The 24,005-nt window shown below is 54.8% G+C and carries 23 protein-coding genes; 4 read left to right on the top strand and 19 right to left on the bottom strand.

Annotated elements, in window-relative coordinates; translation table 11 throughout:
* Positions 1–8: 8 nt before the first annotated feature.
* Positions 9–1,061, bottom strand: a complete 1,053-nt coding sequence (gene bioB, locus L1D43_RS06215) for a biotin synthase BioB (RefSeq protein ID WP_041511487.1) — start codon at positions 1,059–1,061, stop codon at positions 9–11.
* A gap of 149 nt (positions 1,062–1,210) precedes the next feature.
* On the opposite strand from bioB, the gene bioA reads away from it, so the two are divergent.
* A complete protein-coding gene (gene bioA, locus L1D43_RS06210) occupies positions 1,211–2,551 on the top strand; it encodes an adenosylmethionine--8-amino-7-oxononanoate transaminase (protein WP_239850349.1) in 1,341 nt (446 codons plus the stop codon).
* A 177-nt stretch (positions 2,552–2,728) separates the two neighbouring features.
* Complete coding sequence (locus L1D43_RS06205) at positions 2,729–3,154, top strand: globin domain-containing protein (protein ID WP_239850348.1); 426 nt, start codon at positions 2,729–2,731, stop codon at positions 3,152–3,154.
* A gap of 102 nt (positions 3,155–3,256) precedes the next feature.
* Here the strand turns inward: L1D43_RS06205 and oleD are convergent, their stop codons facing one another.
* The 6 genes from oleD to L1D43_RS06175 all read right to left on the bottom strand — a co-directional run bounded on the left by oleD (position 3,257) and on the right by L1D43_RS06175 (position 10,968).
* A complete protein-coding gene (gene oleD, locus L1D43_RS06200; protein ID WP_239851056.1) occupies positions 3,257–4,342 on the bottom strand; it encodes a 2-alkyl-3-oxoalkanoate reductase in 1,086 nt (361 codons plus the stop codon).
* A gap of 48 nt (positions 4,343–4,390) precedes the next feature.
* Positions 4,391–6,082: an olefin beta-lactone synthetase gene (gene oleC, locus L1D43_RS06195; protein ID WP_239850347.1), complete on the bottom strand. Its 1,692-nt coding sequence runs from the start codon at positions 6,080–6,082 to the stop codon at positions 4,391–4,393.
* A 52-nt stretch (positions 6,083–6,134) separates the two neighbouring features.
* Positions 6,135–7,007 (bottom strand): alpha/beta fold hydrolase, encoded by an 873-nt coding sequence (locus L1D43_RS06190; protein ID WP_239850346.1) that lies wholly within the window; start codon positions 7,005–7,007, stop codon positions 6,135–6,137.
* A 90-nt stretch (positions 7,008–7,097) separates the two neighbouring features.
* Positions 7,098–8,147 (bottom strand): 3-oxoacyl-ACP synthase III, encoded by a 1,050-nt coding sequence (locus tag L1D43_RS06185; protein ID WP_041511492.1) that lies wholly within the window; start codon positions 8,145–8,147, stop codon positions 7,098–7,100.
* Positions 8,148–8,423: 276 nt separating this feature from the next.
* Positions 8,424–9,671, bottom strand: a complete 1,248-nt coding sequence (locus L1D43_RS06180) for a methyltransferase (RefSeq protein ID WP_239850345.1) — start codon at positions 9,669–9,671, stop codon at positions 8,424–8,426.
* 133 nt (positions 9,672–9,804) lie between these two features.
* The gene (locus tag L1D43_RS06175) at positions 9,805–10,968 is read right to left on the bottom strand and encodes a chemotaxis protein (RefSeq protein ID WP_239850344.1); all 1,164 of its coding nucleotides are present in this window, start codon (positions 10,966–10,968) and stop codon (positions 9,805–9,807) included.
* 161 nt (positions 10,969–11,129) lie between these two features.
* Between L1D43_RS06175 and L1D43_RS06170 the strand changes: the two genes are divergently transcribed.
* The gene (locus tag L1D43_RS06170) at positions 11,130–11,372 is read left to right on the top strand and encodes a DUF1289 domain-containing protein (protein WP_239850343.1); all 243 of its coding nucleotides are present in this window, start codon (positions 11,130–11,132) and stop codon (positions 11,370–11,372) included.
* Positions 11,373–11,385: 13 nt separating this feature from the next.
* Here L1D43_RS06170 and L1D43_RS06165 read toward each other — a convergent pair whose 3' ends face one another.
* The 10 genes from L1D43_RS06165 to L1D43_RS06120 form a co-directional block, all read right to left on the bottom strand.
* Positions 11,386–11,751, bottom strand: a complete 366-nt coding sequence (locus L1D43_RS06165; RefSeq protein WP_239850342.1) for a YajD family HNH nuclease — start codon at positions 11,749–11,751, stop codon at positions 11,386–11,388.
* Between the two features lie 175 nt (positions 11,752–11,926).
* Complete coding sequence (locus tag L1D43_RS06160; RefSeq protein WP_239850341.1) at positions 11,927–12,505, bottom strand: GrpB family protein; 579 nt, start codon at positions 12,503–12,505, stop codon at positions 11,927–11,929.
* A gap of 113 nt (positions 12,506–12,618) precedes the next feature.
* Positions 12,619–13,581 carry a hypothetical protein gene (locus L1D43_RS06155; protein ID WP_239850340.1) on the bottom strand — a complete coding sequence of 321 codons (963 nt, stop codon included), beginning with the start codon at positions 13,579–13,581 and terminating at the stop codon, positions 12,619–12,621.
* A gap of 330 nt (positions 13,582–13,911) precedes the next feature.
* Positions 13,912–14,304: a GFA family protein gene (locus L1D43_RS06150; protein ID WP_239850339.1), complete on the bottom strand. Its 393-nt coding sequence runs from the start codon at positions 14,302–14,304 to the stop codon at positions 13,912–13,914.
* 92 nt (positions 14,305–14,396) lie between these two features.
* Entirely contained in the window at positions 14,397–14,762 is a 366-nt protein-coding gene (locus tag L1D43_RS06145) for a hypothetical protein (RefSeq protein WP_239850338.1), read from the bottom strand.
* A 12-nt stretch (positions 14,763–14,774) separates the two neighbouring features.
* Positions 14,775–15,227 carry a hypothetical protein gene (locus L1D43_RS06140; RefSeq protein ID WP_239850337.1) on the bottom strand — a complete coding sequence of 151 codons (453 nt, stop codon included), beginning with the start codon at positions 15,225–15,227 and terminating at the stop codon, positions 14,775–14,777.
* A gap of 203 nt (positions 15,228–15,430) precedes the next feature.
* Positions 15,431–16,132, bottom strand: coding sequence for a phosphate signaling complex protein PhoU (gene phoU / locus L1D43_RS06135; protein ID WP_041511503.1), 702 nt, complete (start codon positions 16,130–16,132; stop codon positions 15,431–15,433).
* Positions 16,133–16,183: 51 nt separating this feature from the next.
* The gene (gene pstB / locus L1D43_RS06130; protein ID WP_011865499.1) at positions 16,184–17,002 is read right to left on the bottom strand and encodes a phosphate ABC transporter ATP-binding protein PstB; all 819 of its coding nucleotides are present in this window, start codon (positions 17,000–17,002) and stop codon (positions 16,184–16,186) included.
* A gap of 77 nt (positions 17,003–17,079) precedes the next feature.
* Positions 17,080–18,732: a phosphate ABC transporter permease PstA gene (pstA, locus tag L1D43_RS06125; RefSeq protein WP_239850336.1), complete on the bottom strand. Its 1,653-nt coding sequence runs from the start codon at positions 18,730–18,732 to the stop codon at positions 17,080–17,082.
* Between the two features lie 60 nt (positions 18,733–18,792).
* The gene (locus L1D43_RS06120) at positions 18,793–21,051 is read right to left on the bottom strand and encodes an ABC transporter permease subunit (RefSeq protein ID WP_239850335.1); all 2,259 of its coding nucleotides are present in this window, start codon (positions 21,049–21,051) and stop codon (positions 18,793–18,795) included.
* A 280-nt stretch (positions 21,052–21,331) separates the two neighbouring features.
* On the opposite strand from L1D43_RS06120, the gene L1D43_RS06115 reads away from it, so the two are divergent.
* The gene (locus tag L1D43_RS06115; RefSeq protein WP_239850334.1) at positions 21,332–21,829 is read left to right on the top strand and encodes an ACT domain-containing protein; all 498 of its coding nucleotides are present in this window, start codon (positions 21,332–21,334) and stop codon (positions 21,827–21,829) included.
* A gap of 92 nt (positions 21,830–21,921) precedes the next feature.
* On the opposite strand, the gene L1D43_RS06110 is transcribed toward L1D43_RS06115, so the two are convergent.
* Entirely contained in the window at positions 21,922–22,806 is an 885-nt protein-coding gene (locus tag L1D43_RS06110; RefSeq protein ID WP_239851054.1) for a DMT family transporter, read from the bottom strand.
* A 230-nt stretch (positions 22,807–23,036) separates the two neighbouring features.
* Entirely contained in the window at positions 23,037–23,969 is a 933-nt protein-coding gene (mak, locus tag L1D43_RS06105; protein WP_239850333.1) for a fructokinase, read from the bottom strand.
* Between the last annotated feature and the right edge of the window lie 36 nt (positions 23,970–24,005).

Raw genomic sequence — 24,005 nt, 5'->3', positions numbered from 1 at the left:
ACCTTAAATTAGAGGGCCGCCGCATCGTAGAATGGCTTAGAGGCCTTGTCTTTAGCGGCCTGCGCCTTGGCAAATACCGCCTTTTCCTCTTCCACCGTGCCCGCCTGCCCCTGCTCGGGATGAAGACCCAGGCGCTTAAACAGCGTCATGTCTTCATTTTCTTCCGGGTTACTCGTGGTCAACAACTTACAGCCATAGAAGATGGAGTTCGCGCCGGCAAAGAAACACATGGCCTGCAGCTCATCTGTCATCTTCTCGCGTCCCGCCGACAGGCGAACCCGAGATAGCGGCATCAGGATACGCGCCACGGCGATGGTGCGCACAAATTCCAGCGGATCGAGATCGTCCAAGTTTTCAAATGGGGTACCGGCAACCTTCACCAACATGTTGATGGGCACAGACTCGGGATGCTTGGCCATGTTGGCCAGCTGCTGTAACAGTCCGGCGCGATCGCTGGCCTGCTCACCCATGCCGACGATACCGCCCGAGCAAACCTTCATGCCGGCGGCGCGCACGTTATCCAGGGTATTGAGTCTGTCCTGATAGGTACGCGTGGTAATGATGTCGCCATAATATTCCGGCGAGGTATCCAGGTTATGGTTGTAATAGTCGAGTCCGGCTTCTGCCAGCTCCTGAGCCTGAGATTCGCTGAGCATCCCCAGGGTCATGCAGGTCTCCATGCCCATGGCTTTTACTTCACTCACCATGTCTTTCAGATAAGGCATGTCGCGCTCATGGGGATTACGCCAGGCGGCGCCCATGCAGAAGCGTGAAGCACCGGCGGCCTTAGCGGCACGCGCCTCGGTGAGCACTTTCTCAATCTCGATCAGTCGCTCTTTCTCAAGGCCGGTATCGTAGCGGGCGCTCTGAGGACAATATTTACAATCCTCTGGACAGGCACCCGTCTTGATCGACAAAAGACGCGAGATCTGCACCTCATTTGGGTCGAAATGCTGGCGATGAATGCTATGGGCCTTAAACAGCAGGTCATTCATAGGTAGCGCAAAAAGCGCTTCAATTTCATCACGTTGCCAATCGTGACGTAAGGCTAATTCGGACATTGATTACCAACCTTCAAGTTGCTATTTTTAGCCGGAATGCTTGATTTCCGGCGACATTTATCTTGCTTAGCATACCCTGAGGCCTTAATCTGTCAACGCCAACCAGTTAAACTGGTTTACTACCGGTTAAAAATCAATCAGGAGTTTCTATGTCTGTAAGTCCACAGATCGACTTTCATTTCGACCGACAACATATCTGGCATCCCTACACCTCGATGACCCATGCCCTTCCGGCTTATGGGGTGGTGGCGGCCGAGGGCTGTGAGTTGATCCTGGAAGACGGCAGACGCTTAATCGATGGCACCAGCTCCTGGTGGGCCTGCGTACACGGTTACGGCCACCCCCATATCCTGGAGGCGATGCAGAAGCAGCTCTCCACCCTCAGCCATGTCATGTTCGGTGGTATTACCCACCCCGCCGCCGTCGCGGTCAGCAAGAAACTGATTGCCATGACCAGCGACAATCTTACCAAGGTGTTTCTGGCCGATTCAGGCTCGATCGCCGTAGAGGTGGCGATGAAGATGGCGCTGCAGTATTGGCAGGGACGCAGCAATCCCAATAAACAACGGATACTCACGGTAAAGCACGGCTACCATGGCGATACTTTTGCCGCGATGAGCGTGTGTGATCCCGAAGGCGGCATGCACACCATGTTTGGTGAGGCGGTAACCCAGCAGCTGTTTGCCCCGGCGCCCAAGACTCCTTTCGGTGAGGCGTTAGGGGAGGGCGATCTCGAGGCGATGGAGGCGTTACTGGAGGCAAATCATCAGACGATAGCGGCGGTAATTATCGAGCCGATCATGCAAGGCGCAGGCGCCATGCATTTCTACAGCGCCGACTACCTGAAAGGGTTGCGAGAACTGTGCGATCGTTTCAAGGTGTTGTTGATCTTAGATGAAATAGCCACCGGCTTTGGCCGCACCGGCAAGCTGTTTGCCTACCAACACGCGGACATAGAGGCCGATATTCTCTGCCTGGGTAAGGCGCTCACTGGCGGCTATATCTCCCTGGCCGCCACATTATGTAGCGACGAGGTGGCCCTGGGGATCAGCGACTCTCCCTCCGGCGTCTTCATGCATGGCCCCACCTTCATGGGTAATCCGCTGGCCTGCGCGGCCGCCAGTGCCAGCATGGATCTGATCAATCAAAACCAATGGCCCGAGCAGGTCGCCGCCATCGAACGGCAGATGAAGCAGGAGTTAGCGCCGGCCAATACAATAGCAGGGGTAAAGGCGGTGCGCTGTTTGGGCGCCGTCGGTGTGATTGAGATGCAGCAAAGCGTGAATACCGCGGCGCTACAACAGGCGTTTGTGGATCGCGGCGTATGGGTTCGTCCCTTCTCAAACTACATCTACATCATGCCGCCCTACACCATCAGCGCGGCCCAGCTCAGCCGACTCACCCAGGCGATGATCGAAGTCGCCGCCATTGCGGGTGGGCAAAAAACTGAAGACTCAGACACGAACTCGAGCTTTATCAGCCACGGATAGCCCTAAGCCCAAAGATGTAAGCCCATAGATGTAAACCCACAGGTGTGAGCCTAGGTCAATGACCCTCAACTACAGCCTAGGCACATGCATAGGCTATAGTTAATTTGCCTGCACTGTCCTTGTTCAAGTGGGGGCAAATTGCAGTGTAAAAGATGATCTGAGCCGACAGGGTATGCCATGCCTCTCACCGATGAGCAAAAAAGATTAATCCAGAAATCCTATGCGGAGATCGATCGGCAAAGCAGTAATTTTGCCGCCATCTTCTACGATTGCCTGTTTGCCATGGCCCCCTTGATCCGCCCCATGTTCAAGAGCGAACGACCGGTATTTGAATATCACTTCAATGAATTGATCTCCACCGCAGCAACCAAGGTATTTCAGTTCGAGGAGATAAAACCCCGCCTGGTGGTGCTGGGGCGAAAACATAGGGGTTACGGCGTCACACCGGCGCAGTTTGATGTGGTGCGCTCGGCCCTGATGCTATCGATTCAAGATTGCCTGAGAGATGCGTGTAATCCGGCCATAGAGCAGGCCTGGTCCAGCTATTACGATGAAATTGCCAAGGTAATGATCGCCGCCATGGAAGAGGCGCCAGCCCCTTAAGCAGCACAGATACAAGATCTGGCACAAAACCAGACACAATCCCAGACACAAGCCAGGCCCAAGCAGACTTAGCCCCAAACAGACTTAGGCCCAATGGCGACACTAGTGACTGTTGTCAGTCGAAGATAGCCAATGACGCAGAGAAACCATCCCCTCATCGATAGACACCAGTGGTCGGTAACCTAAATCCGACTTGGCTGCCGAAATATCGAAATAGTGACTGGTCGAGAGTTGTCTGGCCACGAAGCGGGTCATGATAGGTTCTTCCCGCTTACCCAGCAGACCATAGACCCCTTCTAACAGTGCCCCGGCCAGATACGCGATGCTGGCGGGCACCCGCTTATCGACAGGTGCAAGATCGGCGCAGGCCAAGATCTTGTTGAGCATGGCCGCCATGGTGATCGGCTCATCGTTACTCAAGAAGTAACACTTGCCGGCGCACTGCTGCGGGCGCAGTTTGAGGGTCAAGGCCGCCAGAATATGAGCATAGGCGGCGTTGCCCACGTAGATGGTATCCACCAGTTTATCCGCCTTACCCACCAGCTTGAGCTTGCCGGTATGGGCGCGGACGATCACCCTGGGCACCAGATGGGGATCTTCCGGCCCCCAGATAAGGTGTGGCCTGAGTGACACAGTATTGAGCTTGTCTCGGCTAGACGATTTTCCGCTCGCAAGTGGTGTGGCATTGGCTGCCGTCACCCTCTGCTCGGCGATCGCCTTAGACTCGCCGTAATAGTTTAGGAAACGGCTGGCATAGGGCGCACGCTCATCGATACCCGACTCATCTTCGCCGGCGAAGGTCACACTCGGCGTACTGGTATAGACGAAACTGTCGACACCATGGACGATACTGGCCTTGAGCAGGTTATCGCAGCCCTGTACGTTCGGCGCAAAATAGCTTTCCCTGCTGCCCCATACCCCCGCCTTGGAGGCCACATGGAACACCAGATCGCATCCCGCCATGGCATGGGTTACCGCATCAAGATCGCAGATATCACCACTCACCATGTTAACGCCCATGGCCTCTAGCTCGGGATAATGCCCCCGGGAGAAACCTGTCACCTTGATACCGGCAGCGCAAAGACGTTGGCAGATCGCCTTGCCCAGAAACCCACCGGCGCCGGTCACAAAGGCGTGACGGCTCACCCTGGCCAATTGAGCCAGCGCCTCAACCTCCTCGGGGTGCAGCTTGAGGTTATCCTTGTTATTGGCAAACTTAGTGATGCTCACGCCCTATCACTCCTTGTAGGTGAACTGCGCCCACACCGCCAGCTTCTCTCTGAAGATCTTGGCGTTGTGACGGATATCGACGGGGAAGCCCGGGTGGATCAGAAAGCGGGTGATCCCCTGGGTCTGACTTTGGGCCTCACCCAGCAGCCTAAGCTCGTTGTAGAGCGCCGCGGCGTTGCTGCAGCTCAGACCCTGCTTGAGTTCGAGGCAGATGAGCGGTTGCACCTCACCTTTAACGTCTATTCCCACCAGAGCGGAACGCTTGATATCGCTGTGGGTGTTATAAATACGCTCACAGGGGATGGAGAAATAGCGGCGCTGCTGGCCATCGACTAAGCAATCCACTCTGTGGGCCTTACGGCCACACATCCACAGGCGTCCTTGATTATCGAGATAACCCAAGTCCCCCATGCGGTGATAGTGCTGACCCTGGTCATCAAAAATCTTTGCCTGGGCCGTGGCCTTATCGCGGCGATAATAACTAGAGCTGACCATGGGGCCTTTAACAACTATCTCGCCTATCTGCTCGTTTGGCAGACAGAGAGCCGCCGACCAGTTAGGGATCTCGGCCTCATCGATAGCGATTATCTTTAACTCGACACCCGCTATCGGCTTACCGACACAGATCCCGCCGCCGTTATCTGTGATATCTGTGGTATCAAACAACTCGTGACTGGTTATCATGCTCAGCGGCAGCGACTCGGTGGCCCCGTAGGAGTTAAGCACGGGCACGTCACGCTTGAGCATCTCACTGAAACGCTTGATGGACGCTATGGTCGCCGGGGCGCCCGCCGAGATCACCCGCTTAAGGCTACTAAGCTGCACCTTAGGCTGTCTGCTTGTGCCCGCCTGTCCCAAACGCTCGATAAGCGCCGGATTGACGAACATGTTAGTGCATTGATAGCGCTCGATGGCCGCGAAAATATAGTCGGGATTGGCGGTGATAGGCTTGCTGGCGTCCATCTCAGGCACGATCGAGGCCATGCCAAGTGCCGGGCCGAACAGGGAAAACAGCGGGAAGGTTGCCAGATCGCGCTCGCCTGGGACGATTCGATAATCTTGCTTGAGGGCAGTTATCTGCGCCTCGAACATGCGATGAGAATAGACTACGCCCTTGGGAGTGCCCGTGCTGCCACTGGTAAACAAGATGGCACACATCTCGTCATCATCGAGCCTAGCCATGGCGAAAGGCCCCTTGCCTTGCCCCAGTTGCTTAAGCTGCTCCAGACTCGCACCGCCCCACAGCTTGCTGCCACCGACGGTCACCAGGTGTCTCAGGCTGGACTTGCCCCAGCCAAACAGACGCCGGGCCAGATGCGCCTTGGGAATGCCGATAAAGGCATCGGGCGCCGCCTCTTCAAAACACTGCTTAAGGTTTTTCACTCCCATGCCGGGATCGACCAGGATCGGCACTATCCCTGCCTTAAACAGGGCAAAAGTTAAGGCAAAAAACTCAAGACTCGGGGTGACCATCAACACCGCCTTGGCACCGCGTCTGATGCCATAGGCATAAAGGCCGTGGGCCAGCGTGTCGCTGATGGTGTCGAGCTCGGAAAAATTCAGCTCTTGATAGTCAAGTTGTTTACTGAAAACGCCTCTGGCCTTCTGCACCGCCACCGCCAGCTCATAGGGGGCTTCTTTGGCCGCCCGGTTGAGATGACGACACAAATTAGCGCCAACTTGCTCTGTCTCAGACATTCGCCTCACCCCTTAATGCGATAGTGCTTTAGTGCTTTAGTGCTTTAGTACTTTAGCGCGCCATAAACTGCTGAACCTGAGCCACTACCTCATCGCTGGCATCTTCCAGGATATAGTGACCACAGTCGGCAAACTCATGCACCTCTGCCTGTGGGAAACGACGCTTCCACTCATCGAGGAAGTGTTTATCGAACACAAAGTCTTTGAGTCCCCAGCAGATCATCATAGGCAGCTGGTTAAATTGGCTCAGTTTTTCACTGATCTCGCTCACCAACTCATAGTTGCGATCGCCCGGCTTCAGGGGAATGTCTTGTACGAAACGCAGGGTCGAGATGCGGTTAGCCCAGGAGTTAAATGGCGCCACATAGGCCTCACGAATCGCCTTAGACATAGGCGCGCGCTTGACGCCCACATAGGAAGCGATAGAGGAGAAGGCATTAAAGCCACGCACCAGTACCGTGCCCAAAAGCGTATTGCGGCAGATCCACAGCGCCCAGGGAAACGGCTTGGCCTCCGGCAGATGAAAGGCGCCGGTATTAAGCACCACGATCTTCTTGATCCGCTCGGGATAACGGGCCGCATAGCCCATGCCAATCATGCCGCCCCAGTCGTGAACGATCAGGGTGATCTTCTCTTTCACCTCGAGGTGGTCGAGCAAGGCTTCGAGATCGTCGATGCGATTCTTAAGGGTGTAGTCATAACCGGCATCGTCTGGCTTATCCGACAGGCCACAGCCGATATGATCCGGCACGATACACTGATGATTCGGGCTTAGGGCCTTCACCAGATTACGATAATAGAAAGACCAACTCGGGTTGCCATGCACCATGACCACGGGCTCACCCTGGCCCTCATTCACATATTGCAACTTGTGACCATTGCGGTCTAAGTAATTGCGTTTAAAAGGAAATAACGAATCGAGCATGGGGGTACCTGTTATGATTATGCCTTGAGTGGGCGACGCCGCTCGGCGTCGCCCCTATGCTGTGCTATCCAGAATGAGTAGACGGGCCGATTACCACTTGAGCCCGAGCATCATGCAGTTGAGTCCACTGCCTATGCCGAGAAAACTCACCTGATCGCCCTTACGCAGAAATCCTTGATCGTGGGCCATGGCGGCCGTCACGGGCAACGAGACAGTGCCCATGTTGCCAAGGAGCTGATAGGTGGGGAACTCTTTCTCCTGAGGGATATTAAGCGCGCTCAGCACCTGCTTACGGTTTGAGGCACCAACCTGATGACAGATCACCTTATCGACCTGCTCCACCAGCCAGTTACGCTGCTCGAGGAAATGCGCCCAGGTATGACGAGCCAGCTCGACCCCTTCTTTAAGCAGGGCGACGCCATCGGTACGCATAAACTCGCGGTACAGCTGGGTGCCGGCTTCCTGTAATCCCCATTGACAGAGATTATGATGTTCGGGCGCCGAAAGATGACTCGCGCCAAGCAGCTGATGCTGACGCTCACTCTTCAGCGGCAGGCTACCATCAGTGAGCAGCACGGCCACGGCGCCAGAGCCGCCGGTCAGGGTCGCCAGCGACTGGGCATAGTTCTGCATGGTCGGCTCGGCCAGCATGTTGTCTATGGTGATGTCCACGATATGACGCGCCGATTCACAGGAGACCACCAGGCCGGCCTTGATCTGACCCAGCTCGATACGGTTGGCGATATCTAAAATACCCGACAACACACCCAGACAGGCGTTGCTGATGTCATAGATGGCGGTATCCTTGGAGACCCCCAGCTCGGCGGCGATACGACATGCGGTCGCCGGCTCGTGCTGATCACGGCAGACGCCGGTATAGACCACGGCGCCGAGATCGGCCACATCAATCCCCGTCTCCTCGATAGACTTGTGGGCGGCTGCCAATGCGCCGTCGGACAATCTATGCCCCTTAGGCCACCAGCGACGCTCGTGGATCCCGGTTAATGCGGCAAGCTGCCCCATGGGGATCCGGAATTTTTGGTACAGGGGAGCTAATCGAGACTCTAACTCTGAAGTCGAAACCACTTCAGGTGCCAGCTCATAGGCCAGACTATTTATAAAAACGCGAGAATATTTCATGAAACCGTTCTGTTTCGCTCATTATATCGGCACTTATTCGGCCAATTTTTATCTTTCTGTGTTAACCCGCCATTTGAGCAAGAAACGGCGAATGATTCAATAAAAAACCGCCATAGGGCGGCTTTTTTTAGGCGCGAGTTGGCAAATTTATGACAGCGCACGCCGGGTGTCTTCCACAGAGCAAACGAGTAAAAAACCAGTTAAGCGCCTTAAGGCGCCGCTAAATGGTCAAAAAAGCGACTCTGGTATGCAACGCTCAAGGAAGCCTAAGAGCACCTAACTGGGCTCAGGCAGATGGGCCTGGATCAATGCGTTTCTCGGGGTCACCTCGAGATCGCAAAAGGCGCTGAGACTTACCTCATAGCCCTGCTCCTCTAGAAAACAGACTCTATCGAGTAGCAGCCAAAGCTCCAAGGCCTCACGAAACAGGTGCGCCACCAGATCGATGCGCCGTGTCAGTCGCTGACGCTCAAGCCCCCTGGCAAGATAGGTCTCATCATCCCAAAGATCGGGCAAGTCCACCCGCTTTTGCGCCGCCGCCCAGTGGCAGAAGTCGCGAAAACTGCCGCTTAACTGACTCTGTTTCACTGCGGGTATTGGCAGGTACTTAGCTCGGCCGCTGGCATCACGCTGCAGGCTATCGAAACCCAATCGCCAGGCCACCTCTTTAAGGCGAAGTTCCCTTGCCTTGGCATTAGCAATCACAGATCGCTGCAAGGGAAGCTGAAGATCGTGTTTGCTGAGCGAGAGCTCACTCGCCTGAGCGAGCACTGACAGCGGCTGATAATGGCTGCAGGGGATCAGATGATAGCAACAGGGGGCGATTGCCAGGTCACGGGTTCTGGCCTTGGCGGCGCCGCGCAGCAGACTCATATGCAGCTCGCCGCAGGCATGCAGGGCCACCGCCTGCTGCTCACGCTTAAGCAGCTTTTGGGCAGACTCAGCCAGGGCATCGCCGCAGACGAAGCGTTGGGGCAACTGCCACTGGTGGGCAAACTGCGAACCAGCCTCACACAGCGACTGCTGCCACTCCAGGCTCACCACGGTTCGCGCTTGAGCCTTGGCCAGCAAGCGGCCCAGATGTCCCTTGCCAGCGCACCACTCCAAGATCTCATCATTCCTCGGGGTGACTCTCGCGGAAAAATCAACAATTTGCTGCCACTTGCGCCCCTTGATATGGGCGCTGAAATGACTTTGTTCACTCTCTGATAAACCGGCGTCTTGGGAAGCTTTGTCTGTCGGCCTGATCCCTTGTGCCAGTTCGGCCAGCAAGGAGAGCGGCCAGCTCAATCCGTTAGCGGCCAGATCCGCCTCGAGGGCGGGCGCCAGGCGCGCGTGCAGCGCCGCACTGTCGCTATCGAGACCGTCAATTTCATCGTCATGGATCTGCCAGAGCAGCTCGGCAAGCCTTGGAAACGCGTCTTGCCAGGGCAAGGTCTGCGCCTCGAAGGCCTTCACCTGCCACAGCGCGCGGCTGCCCGTTAGTAAACTATCTAAGGCTTTAAACTGCTTGGCATACGACATTAAGGCCCCCCGGCTCACTCACCCTAACTAATAGGGCCAAAATAGAAACGCCGGCGAATCCCCGCCGGCGCACGCCAATTGTAAACCAGCTTGGTCTGCAATCACAGTCTGACCGCCGCTCTGGTCAGCCAGCTCATGTCGAAGACGCCTGCTGTTTAAGGGCCATGCGCTTACCCAGCCAGACGCCAAGCCCCAAGGGAGCAAAGAAACAGACCACGAAGAAGAGCACCAGATAGAGGATCAGGCTCTTGAGGGTCTTGGTCAGCTCGGCAAACGCGCGCTCGACCGCGTGCTGACTGATAGCATCGAGATCCGCAGCAGCCGCCACGCGCTGACGATTGACCATCTCCTCCAGCGCCAGACGCTCCTGTTTAACCATCTGGGTTAACGCCTCACGCTCCACAGAGAGCTTGGCCAGCTTATCGTCTGTGGTTTCACTGAGCTGCGCAAGCAGTGGCATCAGCTCACGGCGCAGATCCACCGCCAGGGTCTGCATCATCTCTGGGCTCTGTGCCATCAACTGTTGAAACTTAGCCGAGGTATCGCTGATGCTCTGCAGTGTCTGCTGCACAGTCTCAGGATTGATGTTGGCATGCAGGGCGTAGAGCTCCGCCTTCCAGCCTAAGATCTTGGGCATCTGCTCGGCGATCATTGCCATGCGATCCGATACGTCACTCATCACCTCGGGCACAGTACCAAAGGTTGTCACCGCCTCAAATTCGCTGATGTTACGATAGGCCAGCCAGTCGTTGAAGGCGGAATGCCGGGCAAAGCTGAGGTCCGTGATGGGATTCTTGGCCACATAATCTAAGATAAACGCCTGATATTTCTTAAACTCGCCTGGCTCAACAAAGCCCTTTATGGACCGTTCAAAATCCGCCTGCAGCACCTTGCTGACCTCGATGGCGATGTTTTGTTGATCGCCAAACAGGGATGCGCCCGCACCGCCATCGAAAAACGCGCTCATCTGCGCCGTTAGTGTCCAGGTATCCACCATGGCCGCAACCGGAGATGCCTGAAAGATCGCCCGCTGCAGCGCCTGTTCGCTGTTGATCTTCCACATCAAGGCATTGGATTTGGTAAACAGATCATCCCCTTTCTCCAGCACTATCTGATCTGCCCCCTGCTCCACCTTGGCGTAGAAGGTATGGCTAAAGTCGCGGCTGAAGACCCGCATGTTAAGCTGTGCCTGTGGCAAGGGTTCGATACCACTCTCGAGTTTAACTTCCAGTAACGAACAGGCCGATAAGCTCAACATGCCGATCACCAAGAGGACAGATCTGTATTTCAGCCCCATAACAACACCCCGCAAAAATTCACAACCAATTGAATTTAAATGACTAATAACAAGATGCTAGCACCGATAAGCAGCGTGCACCAGCATCACAGCCAGGTTGAACCCTCACCCTAGCTATTTTAGAATGCCGCCACCACTTCACATGAGTATATAAAGCTAAGATGCAATCACCCTGCGTGGCCCGTTGTGGCCTAAATGATGAAGATATCTGTATGGGCTGTTATCGCCATATCGACGAAATAGTCGGTTGGGGACAGGCGGACGAGTCACGTCAGGCCGAAATTTGGGCCAATGTGAAGCGTCGAAAGCAGCAAGGAAAAACCGGGGAAAACCAGCAGATCATCAGCCGTCAGAAGTGGCTAGAGGCGGAGCGGCGTCTCGCAGCGCAAGACGCCGATAATTAGCAAAGCATGAGCCTTACTTCTTGTTCATCATGTTCTTGAGATCGGCGAAGGGATTGTAGGTCGCCGCCTCTACCTGAGTCTCACTCGTCGGTCCGTACTGGATCAACTCTTCATACTTGGCATGTTCGTTATCATGGCAATAGAGGCAGAGTAGCTCCCAGTTGGAGCCGTCGCTCGGGTTGTTGTCATGATTGTGGTCCCTGTGATGCACCGTCAGCTCCCTGAGATTGGAATGGGTGAATTCGCGGGTGCAGCGGCCGCAGATCCAGGGATATAACTTCAGGGCCTTTTCACGGTAGCCCGATTCGCGCTTGGCCTTATACTCGCGGGCCTCGGCCAGCACTCTATCTAATTTACTTTGACCTTGATGGGTAGACATAAGCTCGTCTCTGTTCTTGCCCCTATTGGGCGACTCTATTCACAGGCAATATACCCATAGTCGCCGCAAAAGGGAATCAAGATGATCCTTTACCGGAGAAGGAGCCAACAAGCCCCATGTATGCTCTACATCGGCTTACAAAAGAGAGTGCCACGAGGAATTATTCGCAACTTTCTTAGGTTTGAGCATACCACTTCATGGCCAGCACCTGATTCTGGCGCATAAAATCTTCCTTCAGCGCCATATAACACCAGCTATCATGGTCACACTCGGAAGCAGCCTGTCGCTTTAACTGCCCATATTGATTCACTAAATCTGGGTGGGCGATAAGATAATCACGAAAGGCGCGGTGGGCGAACAGCTGCTGGCTGCCGCTTTGAAAGGCATGCAGATGATGGGTGCGTTGCGGACCAGCTTTGTATTCATCCCTTTTCCCTTCATCACTCTTATCTTTGTCGCTTTTACTTTCTTCGCTTTTGCAAAAGTAGCGCCGCCCGCTAATGCCATTTTCACCACGGGCGACATAGCCAAAGGCCCTTAGTTGCTCGGCCTGTGCATCCAGCGCCGCCAAGCTGTCGACCTCTAGCAGCATATCGATAATCGGCTTGGCCGCCAGCCCAGGCACCGAGGTACTGCCGATATGCTCAAGGCTAACGACACACTCCCCCAGCGCCGTCAGCAGCTGCGCCTTCTCGACCTTAAACGCCTGATGCCAACTCATCTGATGGTCGATCACCACTATGCTGCGCGCCATCTCTTCTCTCCTCTTTGATTGGGCTGATGGGTTAATAAACAAATGCAAGAGTGACAAGTCGACTAACGCATCACAAGATAGTCTCGCGCTAACCTTGCAAGGTTAGCCCTCCACTAACTCTTACTACCCTCGCCTGCTCTTACCAGGCTCGCCAGCATAAATAGAACAAATAAGCCGGTTAACAGAAAGAGGAATACCAGCGCCTGGGTCAGATCACCTTGTGTAACCTTAAGAAGCGCCCCAAATAGATCGTCGAAATTATGCCAGATATAACCTGCCAGCAACGCCAACAGCGCGAGGGAAAAATAGCGAATCAACCCGGCGCCCAGCTTCTCATCATGTAGCCGATGCCAATTAATCAACGCCAGCCCAAAACCCAGTATAGGCGTCAAAAGCACTGTCCATACCGCCAGATAGTTGAGCCCAAGGGGCAAGATGCTGGCGAAGGCCAGCAAGGGATAGGCGACATTATAAAAAAGAATCCCCAATAGGAGTCGCCCGAACAGGCTAAGCCAAATCGGCGTTTCAGCTCCAGCATCGAGATCCAGCCCCCGCCGATTAGCGAGTCCCCCGGCAAGGGGAAGATGCGCCATGGGTAAGATGACCGCCATCGCCAGACCACCAGAGAGAGTAACCAGCATGATGAAATAACGCAGATCGGCAAACTGAGCCAAGCGGTTGGCTATGGTGAAATAGTCCACCTGCGCCGCGAGTGGGCCATAAGCTATGCTTAGCAACCAATTACTCAGCTCGAACAGGCTGGGCACCTGCCCCCCAATGAGATAGGTGACGACCGGCCAGTAACCAACAAAGAGCAAACACGCCGCATAGAGTGGCAGGGAAAAGAGCATTATCACACTCACCAGCAGATTCACACTGGGGCGGACACCAAAGAGCAGTATCAACCAGAGCCCCCACGCGGGGTTGGTAAAAGTAAAAAACGGCTTAGTCAGGGCAATATCCTTAAGATACAGATAGCCCCCCTTGGCAAGGGTTAACCCCAAGAGCAACACAAACAATAGGCCAAGGCCCGCCCTCATCTTATTGCCTTCGCCCTTATTAAATATCCCAAGCACTCAAAATCCCTCTTATAAATCGATATTCGGTCGCAGGCACAAAGCCCTCACAGTCCTAACTGAGCCAGCCAAACGCCAAACATTGCCAGCCAGACATTGCCTGCCAAATTAAAGACGCCCTAGTGTAGATCTCCCCTAGAGGGATTGAAAGCTAACTAACTGAAAAATAATGGGTCTGACCAACAAAGCTGGCCCCCAATAAGATACCTGCTCTGGGACTAGCCTAGATAATCATGCCAACTGCTGGAAGAAAGGCGCTATCTCTTCTCTCAAAACGAGGCCACAGTCGGATTGGGGGCCTCGGCAGCGCCAGCTAGCTGTCAGAATTGGCTAGCTGTCAGAGGAATGATTCACCCCATCACTCACGACCACCTCTCCGATATCATAAGGGTTAACCCCTTCGAGACAGCCTAGATTAACGCCATATTCATGAGGATTGGAGCGCCGCTGATGATGGGTGTAGATGCCGCAAATCCCGCAGAAAAAATGCTTCGCGGTATGGGTATTAAACTGGTACAGCTTAAGCTGCTCTTGCCCCTTAACGACGCTTAATCCGTCTAGCGTCACCGAGACTACGATAGCCCCCTTCCGGCGACAGATAGAGCAATCACAGCGCCTGGGCTTCTCTATGCCATTGGGTAGACTCAAGGCCAACTCCACCGCCCCACAATGACAACTCGCCTTGTGCACAGGCAAAATCTCGGTGTTACCGACTCGTTTCATCGTGCTCTCTCCTCGCTAACGCTTAGCTTGATAGCGCTTAAGTTGCTAGCCATCGTCTAAGCTTTCCAAGACGTTTGTTCTAGATAAAAAAATTAGCAACCATGTTGTGATTGCACCACCGAGTTACTCTTCACCTTGGCGCCGCAATAGAGACAGGTAACATGGCGCGGCGCTAGTTTTCTACCACAACCGACGCAATGAATGGCCGGGGTAAATTTTCCATCGAGCTTGCCATCGCGCAGATCGATCTCCTGGATCTTGGCAACCAGCATCTCCTTGTTAAAGCCTATCTCTTCGAGTAACTCAGACATGGCAAGACACACCATGGAGAGGTGATCTATCTGCTCTTGAAGGCCCTGCAAGCTTACCTCATTGGCTCTGGCGTGAGACTTAGCCTGCCCCGCTTCCCTTGCTAAATCGTTGATTCTGAAGTTTTGAAAAATATCGTATATATCCATAACGTCTCCCTGTTAAATAAGAAATGGCGCCAATATCAGCGCCGCTACCAGCACCAGCAACAAAGGCGCGTAATAGCCAAGCACAAGGTCATAAATCGACCTACCTCGCTGCAGGCGATGGCGAATCAGCTCTCCAACCTTAGTGGCGATATAAGCATTGCTAAGCCAGCCAACGATGAATAGCAGCAGGCTTAACACTATGGCCGCAGTCCCGTGAACCCAAAAGAGAACGGCGACGGGTAGCAGCATCACCAGGGGAATATAGGGCAAGGAGGCCAAGGGGCCATAGCCCATATACGTGTTTGAAAATGAGCCGATAATAAGGTCTCGCCTTAGGCCTAAAAGTCTCTGCTTAAATGAGGGATTGCACACTTCACAGCAGGGCCGAGCCAAGCCTTTCGACGCATAATATTTGTGCTGACTGGGTTTATCTTTCCAGCCGCATTGAGGACAGGTCCATGCCATAACCGTTTAAACGCCTATCACTCTATTCATCGGCGCCTTTCTCTCGTTCGAAATCCGTTCTGGCTAAGGACACTAACGCAGATAGTAAAACGCATCAAGCCGTTAGCGACCAAGTAGGTTAGATGCCTGACAATTGCCTCAAAAACAGACACAAAAAAGCAGCCCTTAGGCTGCTTTTCTTCAATTAAGACTCAGTGCTGAGCTTAGATCTGTTTCATCTCTTCATAAGAGGTATGGCGCACATCTTTACCCTTAACATAGTAGATGATGTATTCGCAGATGTTCTGACATCTGTCGCCCACACGCTCGACCGCGCGCGCCGCCCAGAGTACGTCTAGTACCTCAGGGATAGAGCGGGGATCTTCCATCATGTAAGTCATCAGCTGACGGATAATACCCTCGTACTCGCTATCTAGCTTGCTGTCTTCCTTGTGCAGCTCGACGGCCACCTCGGCGTCCATACGCGCCAGCGCATCCAGGGTCGAGTGCAAGGTACGGGTCGCGTGACGCCCCATGTGCTCTATGCTCACCAGCAATGGCTGTTGATTCTTCAGGCGCTTATCCAGCGCCGCCGCAGCAATCTTCACACAGGCATCACCGATACGCTCAAGGTCGGCAATCGTCTTAGAGATGGCGATGATCAGACGCAAGTCGCTGGCTGCTGGCTGACGCTTGGCGATGATACGGGTACACTCCTCATCGATAGAAACCTCCATACCATTCACGCTGTGGTCGCCATCAATCACCTTCTGCGCCAGCTCGGCATCTAAGTTACCCAGGGCATCCAGCGCCTGTTCCAGCTGACGCTCAACCAGGCCACCCATCGCCAGTACGCGGTTACGAATATCATCGAGCTCGGCATTGAACTGACCCGAGATATGTTTATTTAAGTTCATGTTTTCCATTGACATTCAACCTTATCAATTCTTTGCAATTCAAATCTGGCGCAGGCCCAATTATCCGTAACGACCCGTGATGTAATCTTCGGTCTTTTTCTTCTTCGGCGTGGTAAAGATAGTGTTTGTGTCGGCATATTCCACCAACTCGCCCATGTACATGAAGGCGGTCTGGTCCGATACACGCGCCGCCTGTTGCATGTTGTGGGTCACGATCACCACTGTATATTTCGCCTTCAGCTCAGTGATCAGCTCTTCGATGGTCAGGGTCGAGATAGGATCCAGCGCCGAGGTTGGCTCATCGAGCAGCAAGACTTCAGGCTCGATGGCGATGGCGCGGGCAATCACCAGACGCTGCTGCTGACCCCCCGACAGGCCGAAAGCGTTGTCGTGCAGACGATCTTTCACTTCATCCCAAATCGCGGCGCCGCGTAGCGAGCGCTCGGCGGCTTCATCCAGCTGACGACGGTTGTTGATCCCCTGCAGGCGCAGGCCGTAAACCACGTTCTCATAGATAGACTTAGGGAAAGGGTTTGGACGCTGGAACACCATGCCGACGTTGCGGCGCAAGGATGCCACATCTACCTTCTTGTCGTAGATGTTTTGGCCGTGCAGCAGGATCTCGCCGTCGATATTACAGTTATCTACCAGATCGTTCATGCGGTTGATGCAGCGCAGCAAGGTTGACTTACCACAACCACTGGGGCCAATGAAGGCGGTTACCTTCTTCTTGGGGATCTTCATCGACACGTCAAACAGGGCCTGCTTGTCGCCATATTTTAGATCTAAGTTACGGATCTCAAGTGCGGTCTGCTCGCTGCTTAAATTATTTAAGTCTAAAGTCTCTGTTTTCATTACCGACTGATCTATCGAAATCATATCTGTTCCTAATCACTTCAGGATAAAGGTTATTCGCGCCCTAGCCTAGCCCAGGCGCGATTAATTCGGGTTTTAGGTTAGTGTTCCAGCGAGCGATATTTCTCACGCAGGTGATTACGCACGGCTATGGCGGTCAGGTTAAGACTCACGATCACAGACACTAACAGGAAGGAGGTCGCGTAAACCAAGGGGCGCGCCGCCTCAACGTTGGGGCTCTGGAAGCCCACATCATAAATATGGAAACCAAGGTGCATGAACTTGCGCTCCAGGTGCACAAAGGGGAAGTTCATATCGATCGGCAGGGTCGGCGCCAGTTTTACCACACCCACCAACATCAGCGGTGCTACCTCGCCGGCCGCACGGGCCACCGCCAGAATAAGCCCCGTCATGATCGCCGGGCTCGCCATAGGGATGATGATGCGCCACAGGGTCTCAGCCTTGGTCGCGCCCAGTGCCAGGCTGCCTTGACGGACAGAGCTAGGAATACGGCTCAGGCCCTCTTCGGTAGAGACGATCACCACAGGCAACGTCAGGATAGCCAGAGTCAGCGCCGACCAGATCACCCCAGGCGAGCCATAGGTAGGTGCTGGCAGGGCTTCAGGGTAGAAGAGTTGGTCGATAGAACCACCCAGCATGTAGACGAAGAAGCCCAGACCAAATACGCCGTATACGATCGAGGGGACACCCGCCAGGTTGATCACCGCGATGCGGATCATCTTAGTGATTGGGCCTTTCTTGGCGTATTCATGCAGATAGATAGCCGCGACCACGCCAAACGGGGTCACAATCACCGCCATCAGCAGTACCATGAAGACGGTACCGAAAATAGCCGGGAACACACCACCCTCGGTATTGGCTTCGCGGGGGTCGGCGCTGACGAAGTTACCCACGCCGCTAAACCAGTGACCCAGCTTACCCAGGACGCCCAGACGATTAGAGTAAGTCACACCTAGAATGCTATCTAGCTTGAGGGTCACCTCTTCGCCGCGCATATCACGGACGATCACCGCATCACGGCCCGCCTCTGCTCGCAGGTCGAAGAAGGCTTTCTCCAATATCTTGTAATCGGCCTGCAGCTTGTCACGCTCGGCCTGCAGCTCCAGCTTGCGGCTGTCGGTCAGGGCGTTATCCAGCTCATAGCGACGCTCCTTAAGGCGCAGGTTTTCCAGCGCATAGTTCACCGCGCCAATTTCACGTTTCTGCAGCGTGGTGGCCTTGTCGCTCAGGGCGACCGCGCGCTCGATATGCTCTTCAAACGAGGCTTCCACATCATCCAGCGCCAGGCGCTTACCGTCTTCTATGATGGCGATGGGATAACCGAAGAAATCACCATTCTTGCTACGCTCAAGCTTTGCCAGATCGATTGGTGTGGTGCGTGACAATATGTCTGTCTCCAGCACCCAGCGAAAGTCCAGGCCGACAAACTCGCGGTTACCCGTCTTGATCAGGTAACGGGTCACCAGCTCACCGGGATCTTCACTAAACTTGTGTCCGGCGGCGATCAGGCGCTCGGTTGGCACCTCTTCCTTATCGTAGATCTCACCGATAATGGTTGAGCGCTTGCCCTGCTGATCCACCACTTCCCACTGGTAGATATCTGCCGGCCAGAAGTAGCTCAAACCTCGCCAGGCGATCAACAGCAACAAGCCCAACACGGCGATCAAACTGATACTCACGGCGCCACCTGTCATCCAGATCCAGGGGGAGCCCGACTTAAACCACTTACCCATTACATTGGCCTCTTAACGTCACAGGCGAAAAATTAAAAATCGATAACATGCCAGCCTCCCTTAGAGTGAACTGTAGCGTTCACGCAGACGCTGTCTTACCACCTCGGCGATGGTGTTAAACAGGAAGGTGAAGATAAACAGTACGAAGGCCGCCAGGAACAACACACGATAGTGCGAGCTGCCGATAGCTGATTCAGGCATCTCCACGGCGATGTTGGCCGCCAGGGTACGCATCCCCTCGAATACACTCCACTCCATAATGGCGGTGTTACCCGTGGCCATCAGCACGATCATGGTCTCACCCACGGCGCGGCCGAGGCCCATCATGACCGCGGAGAAGATCCCCGGGCTCGCCGTCAGCAGCACCACGCGGGTCAGGGTCTGCCAGTTGGTGGCCCCCAACGCCAGGCTGCCGTTAGACAGGTGACGCGGTACAGAGAACACGGCGTCTTCGGCGATAGAGAAGATGGTTGGGATCACCGCAAAGCCCATGGCAATACCCACCACCAGCGCATTACGTTGGTCGAAGGTGATCCCCAGCTCATTGGTGATAAATAGACGTGTATCGCCGCCGAAGAAGGCCACTTCGATACTCGGGCTGATATAGAAGGCAAACCAGCCCACGAAACAGATAACTGGCACCAGCATCAGCTCTTGGTAAGTTTCAGGCAGACGCTGCTTCCAGCGACCCGGCAGCTTGTACCAGGCCAGTGCCGTCAGCAAGATACTGATAGGCAGTAGCACCAGCAGCATGATGATCCCCGGCAGGTGATCCTCAATCAGCGGTGCCAGCCAGAGACCTGCCAGGAAGCCGAGAATAACCGTAGGCAGGGCTTCCATGATCTCAATTGTCGGCTTAACCACGGCGCGCACTTTCGGCGACATGAAATAAGCGGTATACACGGCGCCAGCAATCGCCAGCGGCGTGGCAAAAAGCATGGCGTACAGCGCAGCCTTCATGGTACCAAATGCCAGCGGCATCAGGCTGAGCTTGGCTTCGAAGTCATCCGACCCTGAGGTCGACTGCCACACATATTGCGGCTCGGGGTAACCTTCGTACCACACCTTGCTCCACATGGCGCTCCAAGACACCTCTGGGTGGCTGTTTTCAACGGCAAACAGGTGCAGCTTGTTGCCCGCCTCGACCACCAGGGCGTTGGCACGCGGGCTAAAGCCCATCTGTGTGGCGTTAGCCAGATCGAAGGTTTCGGTGAAGAGTTTACGCTGACTCGTGGTATAGAGCAGATCCAGCTCGCCAGACTCGCTCACGGTGGCGAAGCTCTTACGGTAGAACTCACCGGCGATGCGCTTAACGCCTGCCTTGTTCTTAAAGTCGCGGATCGCCTGATACTGGCGGCCCTTCTCGCCGTTAACCTGGAAATACTGGAAGATTTGACCATTGTCATAGCTCACCAAGAGTGAGCTGGCACCGGCCAGCAGAGCCACGTCGGTGACCTTGGTCTTGGCGCGCTCAAGTTCGAGCACCTGACTCAGGGCTATCTCATCCACATAGCGAATATCGTAAACATACAGACGATTGCCCGAGCGCAGCAGTAGCTGGCGCTGGTCAGGGGTCATCAGCTGTTGATCCACCTGGGCAGGCGCCTCGTTGATCTGACTGGTGGTCGCTTCCCACTCCACCTCTTCGGTCATCATGTTCTCTTCGCCGTTGTGACGGGTCAGGAACCAACGACCGTTGGCGTCATGGTAGGCAAAGCTAAGCTTGTCAGAGGCCGATGCGAAGGCCAGTTGATAGAGCGGCGTGCCTGCCTCAGACACCTGCAGCGGCGTTTCGCCCAGCGGATAACGCAGGCTTGGGGTGATGAGACGCTTGTTATCTGGGTAGGTCACGGCAAAGTTAACGCCACCGATGATCACCTGACCGTTAGAGAGGCCGAAGGCAAAGCGCTGCTCGCTCGGAACCGATGCCACGCTGCTGACGATCTCGGCGTCTTGTGGCACATCGATGTGCGCCTGCTTGACCAGATTGGCACTCAGGGCGCTATAGAAGCTGACCCCGCCATCTTGCGACACGCGATAGAGGATCTCGTTCTGCTCGTCGCTACCCACCATGAGCGCAGGCGCCTTAGCATCTTGCAATTCGACATTTATCACTGGTGTGATATCTGCCCCATCGAAAATCGGCTTTACAACATAGAGAAGGTAGAAAAAGATCAGCAAGAGCGCCACGAAGACCATGGTGCCGCCCATTGTCACCCCAAACTGGGTGAGCTTATCCTTAAATGCTCGCTTGCTGGAGCCCTTGCCCATCAACAAATCTGTTGCAGTAGAACCAGGTTGAATGACCTGAGTTTCCATTAAGAACCTCGTTAATTTTTGTTCAGTAGAGTTTTCGCTGGGATTGTCGTTTCTGCTATGTTAACTATAGTGAATCGAGGCAAGCCCTTTTTCTGACAGTCGGGATTATATGACGCAAAGATGACACTAATGTTACAGCCAGAAAATGTCATCATTATAGGAGCTTGTTAAACTTTTTCAGCCGCTTTTCATATTGTTATGACAGGAAATTGAATCAAGCGTGCCTGGAGCTGGGCGCGCGGCGAAACCGCACAAAACCAACTGATGGAGCCTATGCGAAATGTTACGATATTTAGTTACCCTGCAAGTCGCCGATAAACCGGGATTAGTCGAACAGATAGCCCACAGCGTTAGCCGTCACGGCGGCAACTGGCTCGACTCTGAGCTGCGCCATATCGACGGCATCTTCGCCGCCATCTTGCTGCTGGAAGTCCCCGCCGCCAACTGGGACACCCTGCTTGAAAACCTGGAATGCATCGAAGGCCTCACCCTCACCTACGCCAAGACGCGCAAGTCCCAGGCGCCGCAGACCATTCGCCGTTACTCCCTGGTCGCCTATGACAGACCCGGCTTGGTGCATGATATCTCAAATAAGATCAATGAGCTGGGCGCCAATATCGAGCGTCTCTCCACCCACTATGAGACCGCCAGCCACACGGGTGTCGCTCTGTTTCGCGCCAACTTTAGCCTGAGCGTGAAAGATGAGGCCGCCGAGCAGCGACTCACCCAGGCCCTCTACACCATAGGCGATGACGTGGTGCTGGATATTGTCGATTAACCTCTAGGCAAGACTAGATCGGCATGAAAAAGCGGCAGTTTATGCCGCTTTTTCATGCCACTTTTTGATACTGATTTTTTTATACTGATTTTTTATGCCGCCTTCTCGTGGCGAGACTTTACCAGATAACGCAGCGGCAACTGGCTTATCAACATCCCCAGCAACATCAAAGAGCAGCCAAACAGGGCCCGTCCCGACAGGCTCTCCCCCAGAAACAGGATACCGCCGATGGCGGCAAATACCGTCTCCAGGCTCAGAATGATCGCCGCATGGGCGGGATGGGCATGTTTCTGCGCCAGCACCTGCAGGGTATAGGCCACACCCACAGACACCAGTCCGGCATAGGCCAGCGCCGCCCAGGCCTGCTGAACACCTGCCATAGTGGTGGTTTCCAGCACCAGCGAGACCAGGAAGCTTGCCAAGGCACAGACCAAAAACTGGCCACAGGCCAACACCACAGGGGCAACCCGGGAGGTAAAATGGTCCACCGCCAGAATATGCATGGCCCAGAAGAGCGCGCCGATGAGTTGCAGACTGTCGCCATAGGTGACTGAAAAGTTCTCGCCCACGCTTAAGAAGTAGAGGCCCACCGCGGCCACGGCGCAGCCAATCCAGGTATTGCTGCCGGTGCTGTGTTTCAGCAGCAAACCCAGCACGGGCACCAGCACTATGTAGAGCCCGGTGATAAACCCGGCATTCGCCGCCGTGGTGTAAAGCAGACCCACCTGTTGAAAGGAGGCGGCGATGAAGAGGATGCCGCCACATATCGATGAACCGAGCAGCGCCCTTGGTAGAAAACCGCTATCCTTCACCCCCTTTAGCCTGCCCCGACGCTGCAGGAACCAGATGAGCGGCAACAGGCTCAGGGCGCCAATCACGAAGCGCAGGCCGTTAAAGGCAAAGGGCTCCAGGCTCTCCATTCCCAGGCGCTGCGCCACAAAACCAAAACCCCAGATGGCCGCCGCCAGCAGTAACATTAAATTGGCCACTCACTCCCCCAAATCATCATGCGCCAAAGCCAAAGCCAAAGCCAAAGCCAAAGCCAAAGCGTCATTCTGCCCAGCGGCCGAAAAACTTACAACGTCTGATTCAAATTTAAGCCATGCAAAATAAAAAAAGACGCCTCAATCGAACCGATCGGGCGCCAAAAACACAAGTACAAAAGGGCCTCATCCATGAGGCAATACAGACAGAAAAATAGGACCTATCACACCTCCGACAGCGCAGGCAGAGCAGCATGCTCGCCGGGCGCCCATAGCCAGGCCGCGCCGCGCACACCCGATGAGGCGCCATGGTGATTCTTGACTACGGCCGTGGCACACTCGCCGCCAAGCACATATTTAGGCAGAAGCGCCGGCAGAAACTCGTAAATCAGATCGATATTCGATACGCCGCCGCCCAGCACAATCACATCTGGATCCAGTAGATTGATCACATGGGCCAGCGCCCGGGCCAAGCGATCGATGAAACGACCGAACGCCGCCTCGGCTAGATTATCCCCCTGCTCCATCAGCTGGACTATCTCTATGCCGCTGGCCGCCTCGCCGCCGTGGGCGCGAAAATCCCGCACAAAGCCGGTGCCGGAGACGAAGGTCTCGATACAGTCGGCGTTGCCGCAGAAGCATTGAGTGGAGTTGAACTCCTCTGGCGTCATCCAGGGTAAGGGGTTGTGGCCCCACTCACCGCCTATGCCATTACCGCCGCCGTGTACCTTGTGGTGGATGGCTATGCCGCCACCGCAGCCGGTGCCGAGAATGACCCCAAACACCACCGCCTTACCGGCGCCGCCGCCATCTACTGCCTCGGAGAGCGCAAAACAGTTAGCATCGTTGGCGATACGCACCTCGCGATCCAGCATGGCCGAGAGATCCTTGTCCATAGGCTGGCCGTTGAGCCAGATGGCATTTGAATTTTTAACCCGGCTACTCACAGATGACACCACGCCTGGAATACCTATGCCTATGCTGGCGACCTGACCCGTATGGCGCTCTGACTCGCGCACTAACTCGGCGATGGCATCCAGGGTTGCCTTGTAGCCTCTAGGGGTGGGTACCCGGCGGCGAAACACCTCTTCACCAGCACTGTTAAGGGTGACTAGCTCGATCTTGGTGCCGCCCAAATCTATCCCGATGCGAAACATACTGCTCTCCAATATCTCTAATTTGTTGTCGTTAAG

Origin of the sequence: Shewanella sp. Isolate8 (assembly GCF_022398495.1) — a bacterium.
Taxonomy (GTDB): domain Bacteria; phylum Pseudomonadota; class Gammaproteobacteria; order Enterobacterales; family Shewanellaceae; genus Shewanella; species Shewanella aquimarina.
The sequence above is the reverse complement of the archived record's forward strand: the minus strand, read 5'-3'. Positions and strand labels throughout refer to the sequence as shown.

What these genes read in the sequence shown, in the direction of transcription:
- L1D43_RS06175 (WP_239850344.1), bottom strand. Translation starts at nt 10,968, where the DNA reads ATGGGGCTGAAATACAGATCTGTCCTCTTGGTGATCGGCATGTTGAGC.
- L1D43_RS06160 (WP_239850341.1), bottom strand. Translation starts at nt 12,505, where the DNA reads ATGGCGCGCAGCATAGTGGTGATCGACCATCAGATGAGTTGGCATCAG.
- L1D43_RS06170 (WP_239850343.1), top strand. Translation starts at nt 11,130, where the DNA reads ATGCAATCACCCTGCGTGGCCCGTTGTGGCCTAAATGATGAAGATATC.
- L1D43_RS06150 (WP_239850339.1), bottom strand. Translation starts at nt 14,304, where the DNA reads ATGAAACGAGTCGGTAACACCGAGATTTTGCCTGTGCACAAGGCGAGT.
- L1D43_RS06120 (WP_239850335.1), bottom strand. Translation starts at nt 21,051, where the DNA reads ATGGAAACTCAGGTCATTCAACCTGGTTCTACTGCAACAGATTTGTTG.
- L1D43_RS06180 (WP_239850345.1), bottom strand. Translation starts at nt 9,671, where the DNA reads ATGTCGTATGCCAAGCAGTTTAAAGCCTTAGATAGTTTACTAACGGGC.
- bioA (WP_239850349.1), top strand. Translation starts at nt 1,211, where the DNA reads ATGTCTGTAAGTCCACAGATCGACTTTCATTTCGACCGACAACATATC.
- L1D43_RS06185 (WP_041511492.1), bottom strand. Translation starts at nt 8,147, where the DNA reads ATGAAATATTCTCGCGTTTTTATAAATAGTCTGGCCTATGAGCTGGCA.
- L1D43_RS06145 (WP_239850338.1), bottom strand. Translation starts at nt 14,762, where the DNA reads ATGGATATATACGATATTTTTCAAAACTTCAGAATCAACGATTTAGCA.
- oleC (WP_239850347.1), bottom strand. Translation starts at nt 6,082, where the DNA reads ATGTCTGAGACAGAGCAAGTTGGCGCTAATTTGTGTCGTCATCTCAAC.
- L1D43_RS06140 (WP_239850337.1), bottom strand. Translation starts at nt 15,227, where the DNA reads ATGGCATGGACCTGTCCTCAATGCGGCTGGAAAGATAAACCCAGTCAG.
- bioB (WP_041511487.1), bottom strand. Translation starts at nt 1,061, where the DNA reads ATGTCCGAATTAGCCTTACGTCACGATTGGCAACGTGATGAAATTGAA.
- L1D43_RS06165 (WP_239850342.1), bottom strand. Translation starts at nt 11,751, where the DNA reads ATGTCTACCCATCAAGGTCAAAGTAAATTAGATAGAGTGCTGGCCGAG.
- L1D43_RS06110 (WP_239851054.1), bottom strand. Translation starts at nt 22,806, where the DNA reads ATGTTACTGCTGGCGGCGGCCATCTGGGGTTTTGGTTTTGTGGCGCAG.
- pstB (WP_011865499.1), bottom strand. Translation starts at nt 17,002, where the DNA reads ATGATTTCGATAGATCAGTCGGTAATGAAAACAGAGACTTTAGACTTA.
- L1D43_RS06190 (WP_239850346.1), bottom strand. Translation starts at nt 7,007, where the DNA reads ATGCTCGATTCGTTATTTCCTTTTAAACGCAATTACTTAGACCGCAAT.
- L1D43_RS06115 (WP_239850334.1), top strand. Translation starts at nt 21,332, where the DNA reads ATGTTACGATATTTAGTTACCCTGCAAGTCGCCGATAAACCGGGATTA.
- pstA (WP_239850336.1), bottom strand. Translation starts at nt 18,732, where the DNA reads ATGGGTAAGTGGTTTAAGTCGGGCTCCCCCTGGATCTGGATGACAGGT.
- mak (WP_239850333.1), bottom strand. Translation starts at nt 23,969, where the DNA reads ATGTTTCGCATCGGGATAGATTTGGGCGGCACCAAGATCGAGCTAGTC.
- phoU (WP_041511503.1), bottom strand. Translation starts at nt 16,132, where the DNA reads ATGGAAAACATGAACTTAAATAAACATATCTCGGGTCAGTTCAATGCC.
- L1D43_RS06205 (WP_239850348.1), top strand. Translation starts at nt 2,729, where the DNA reads ATGCCTCTCACCGATGAGCAAAAAAGATTAATCCAGAAATCCTATGCG.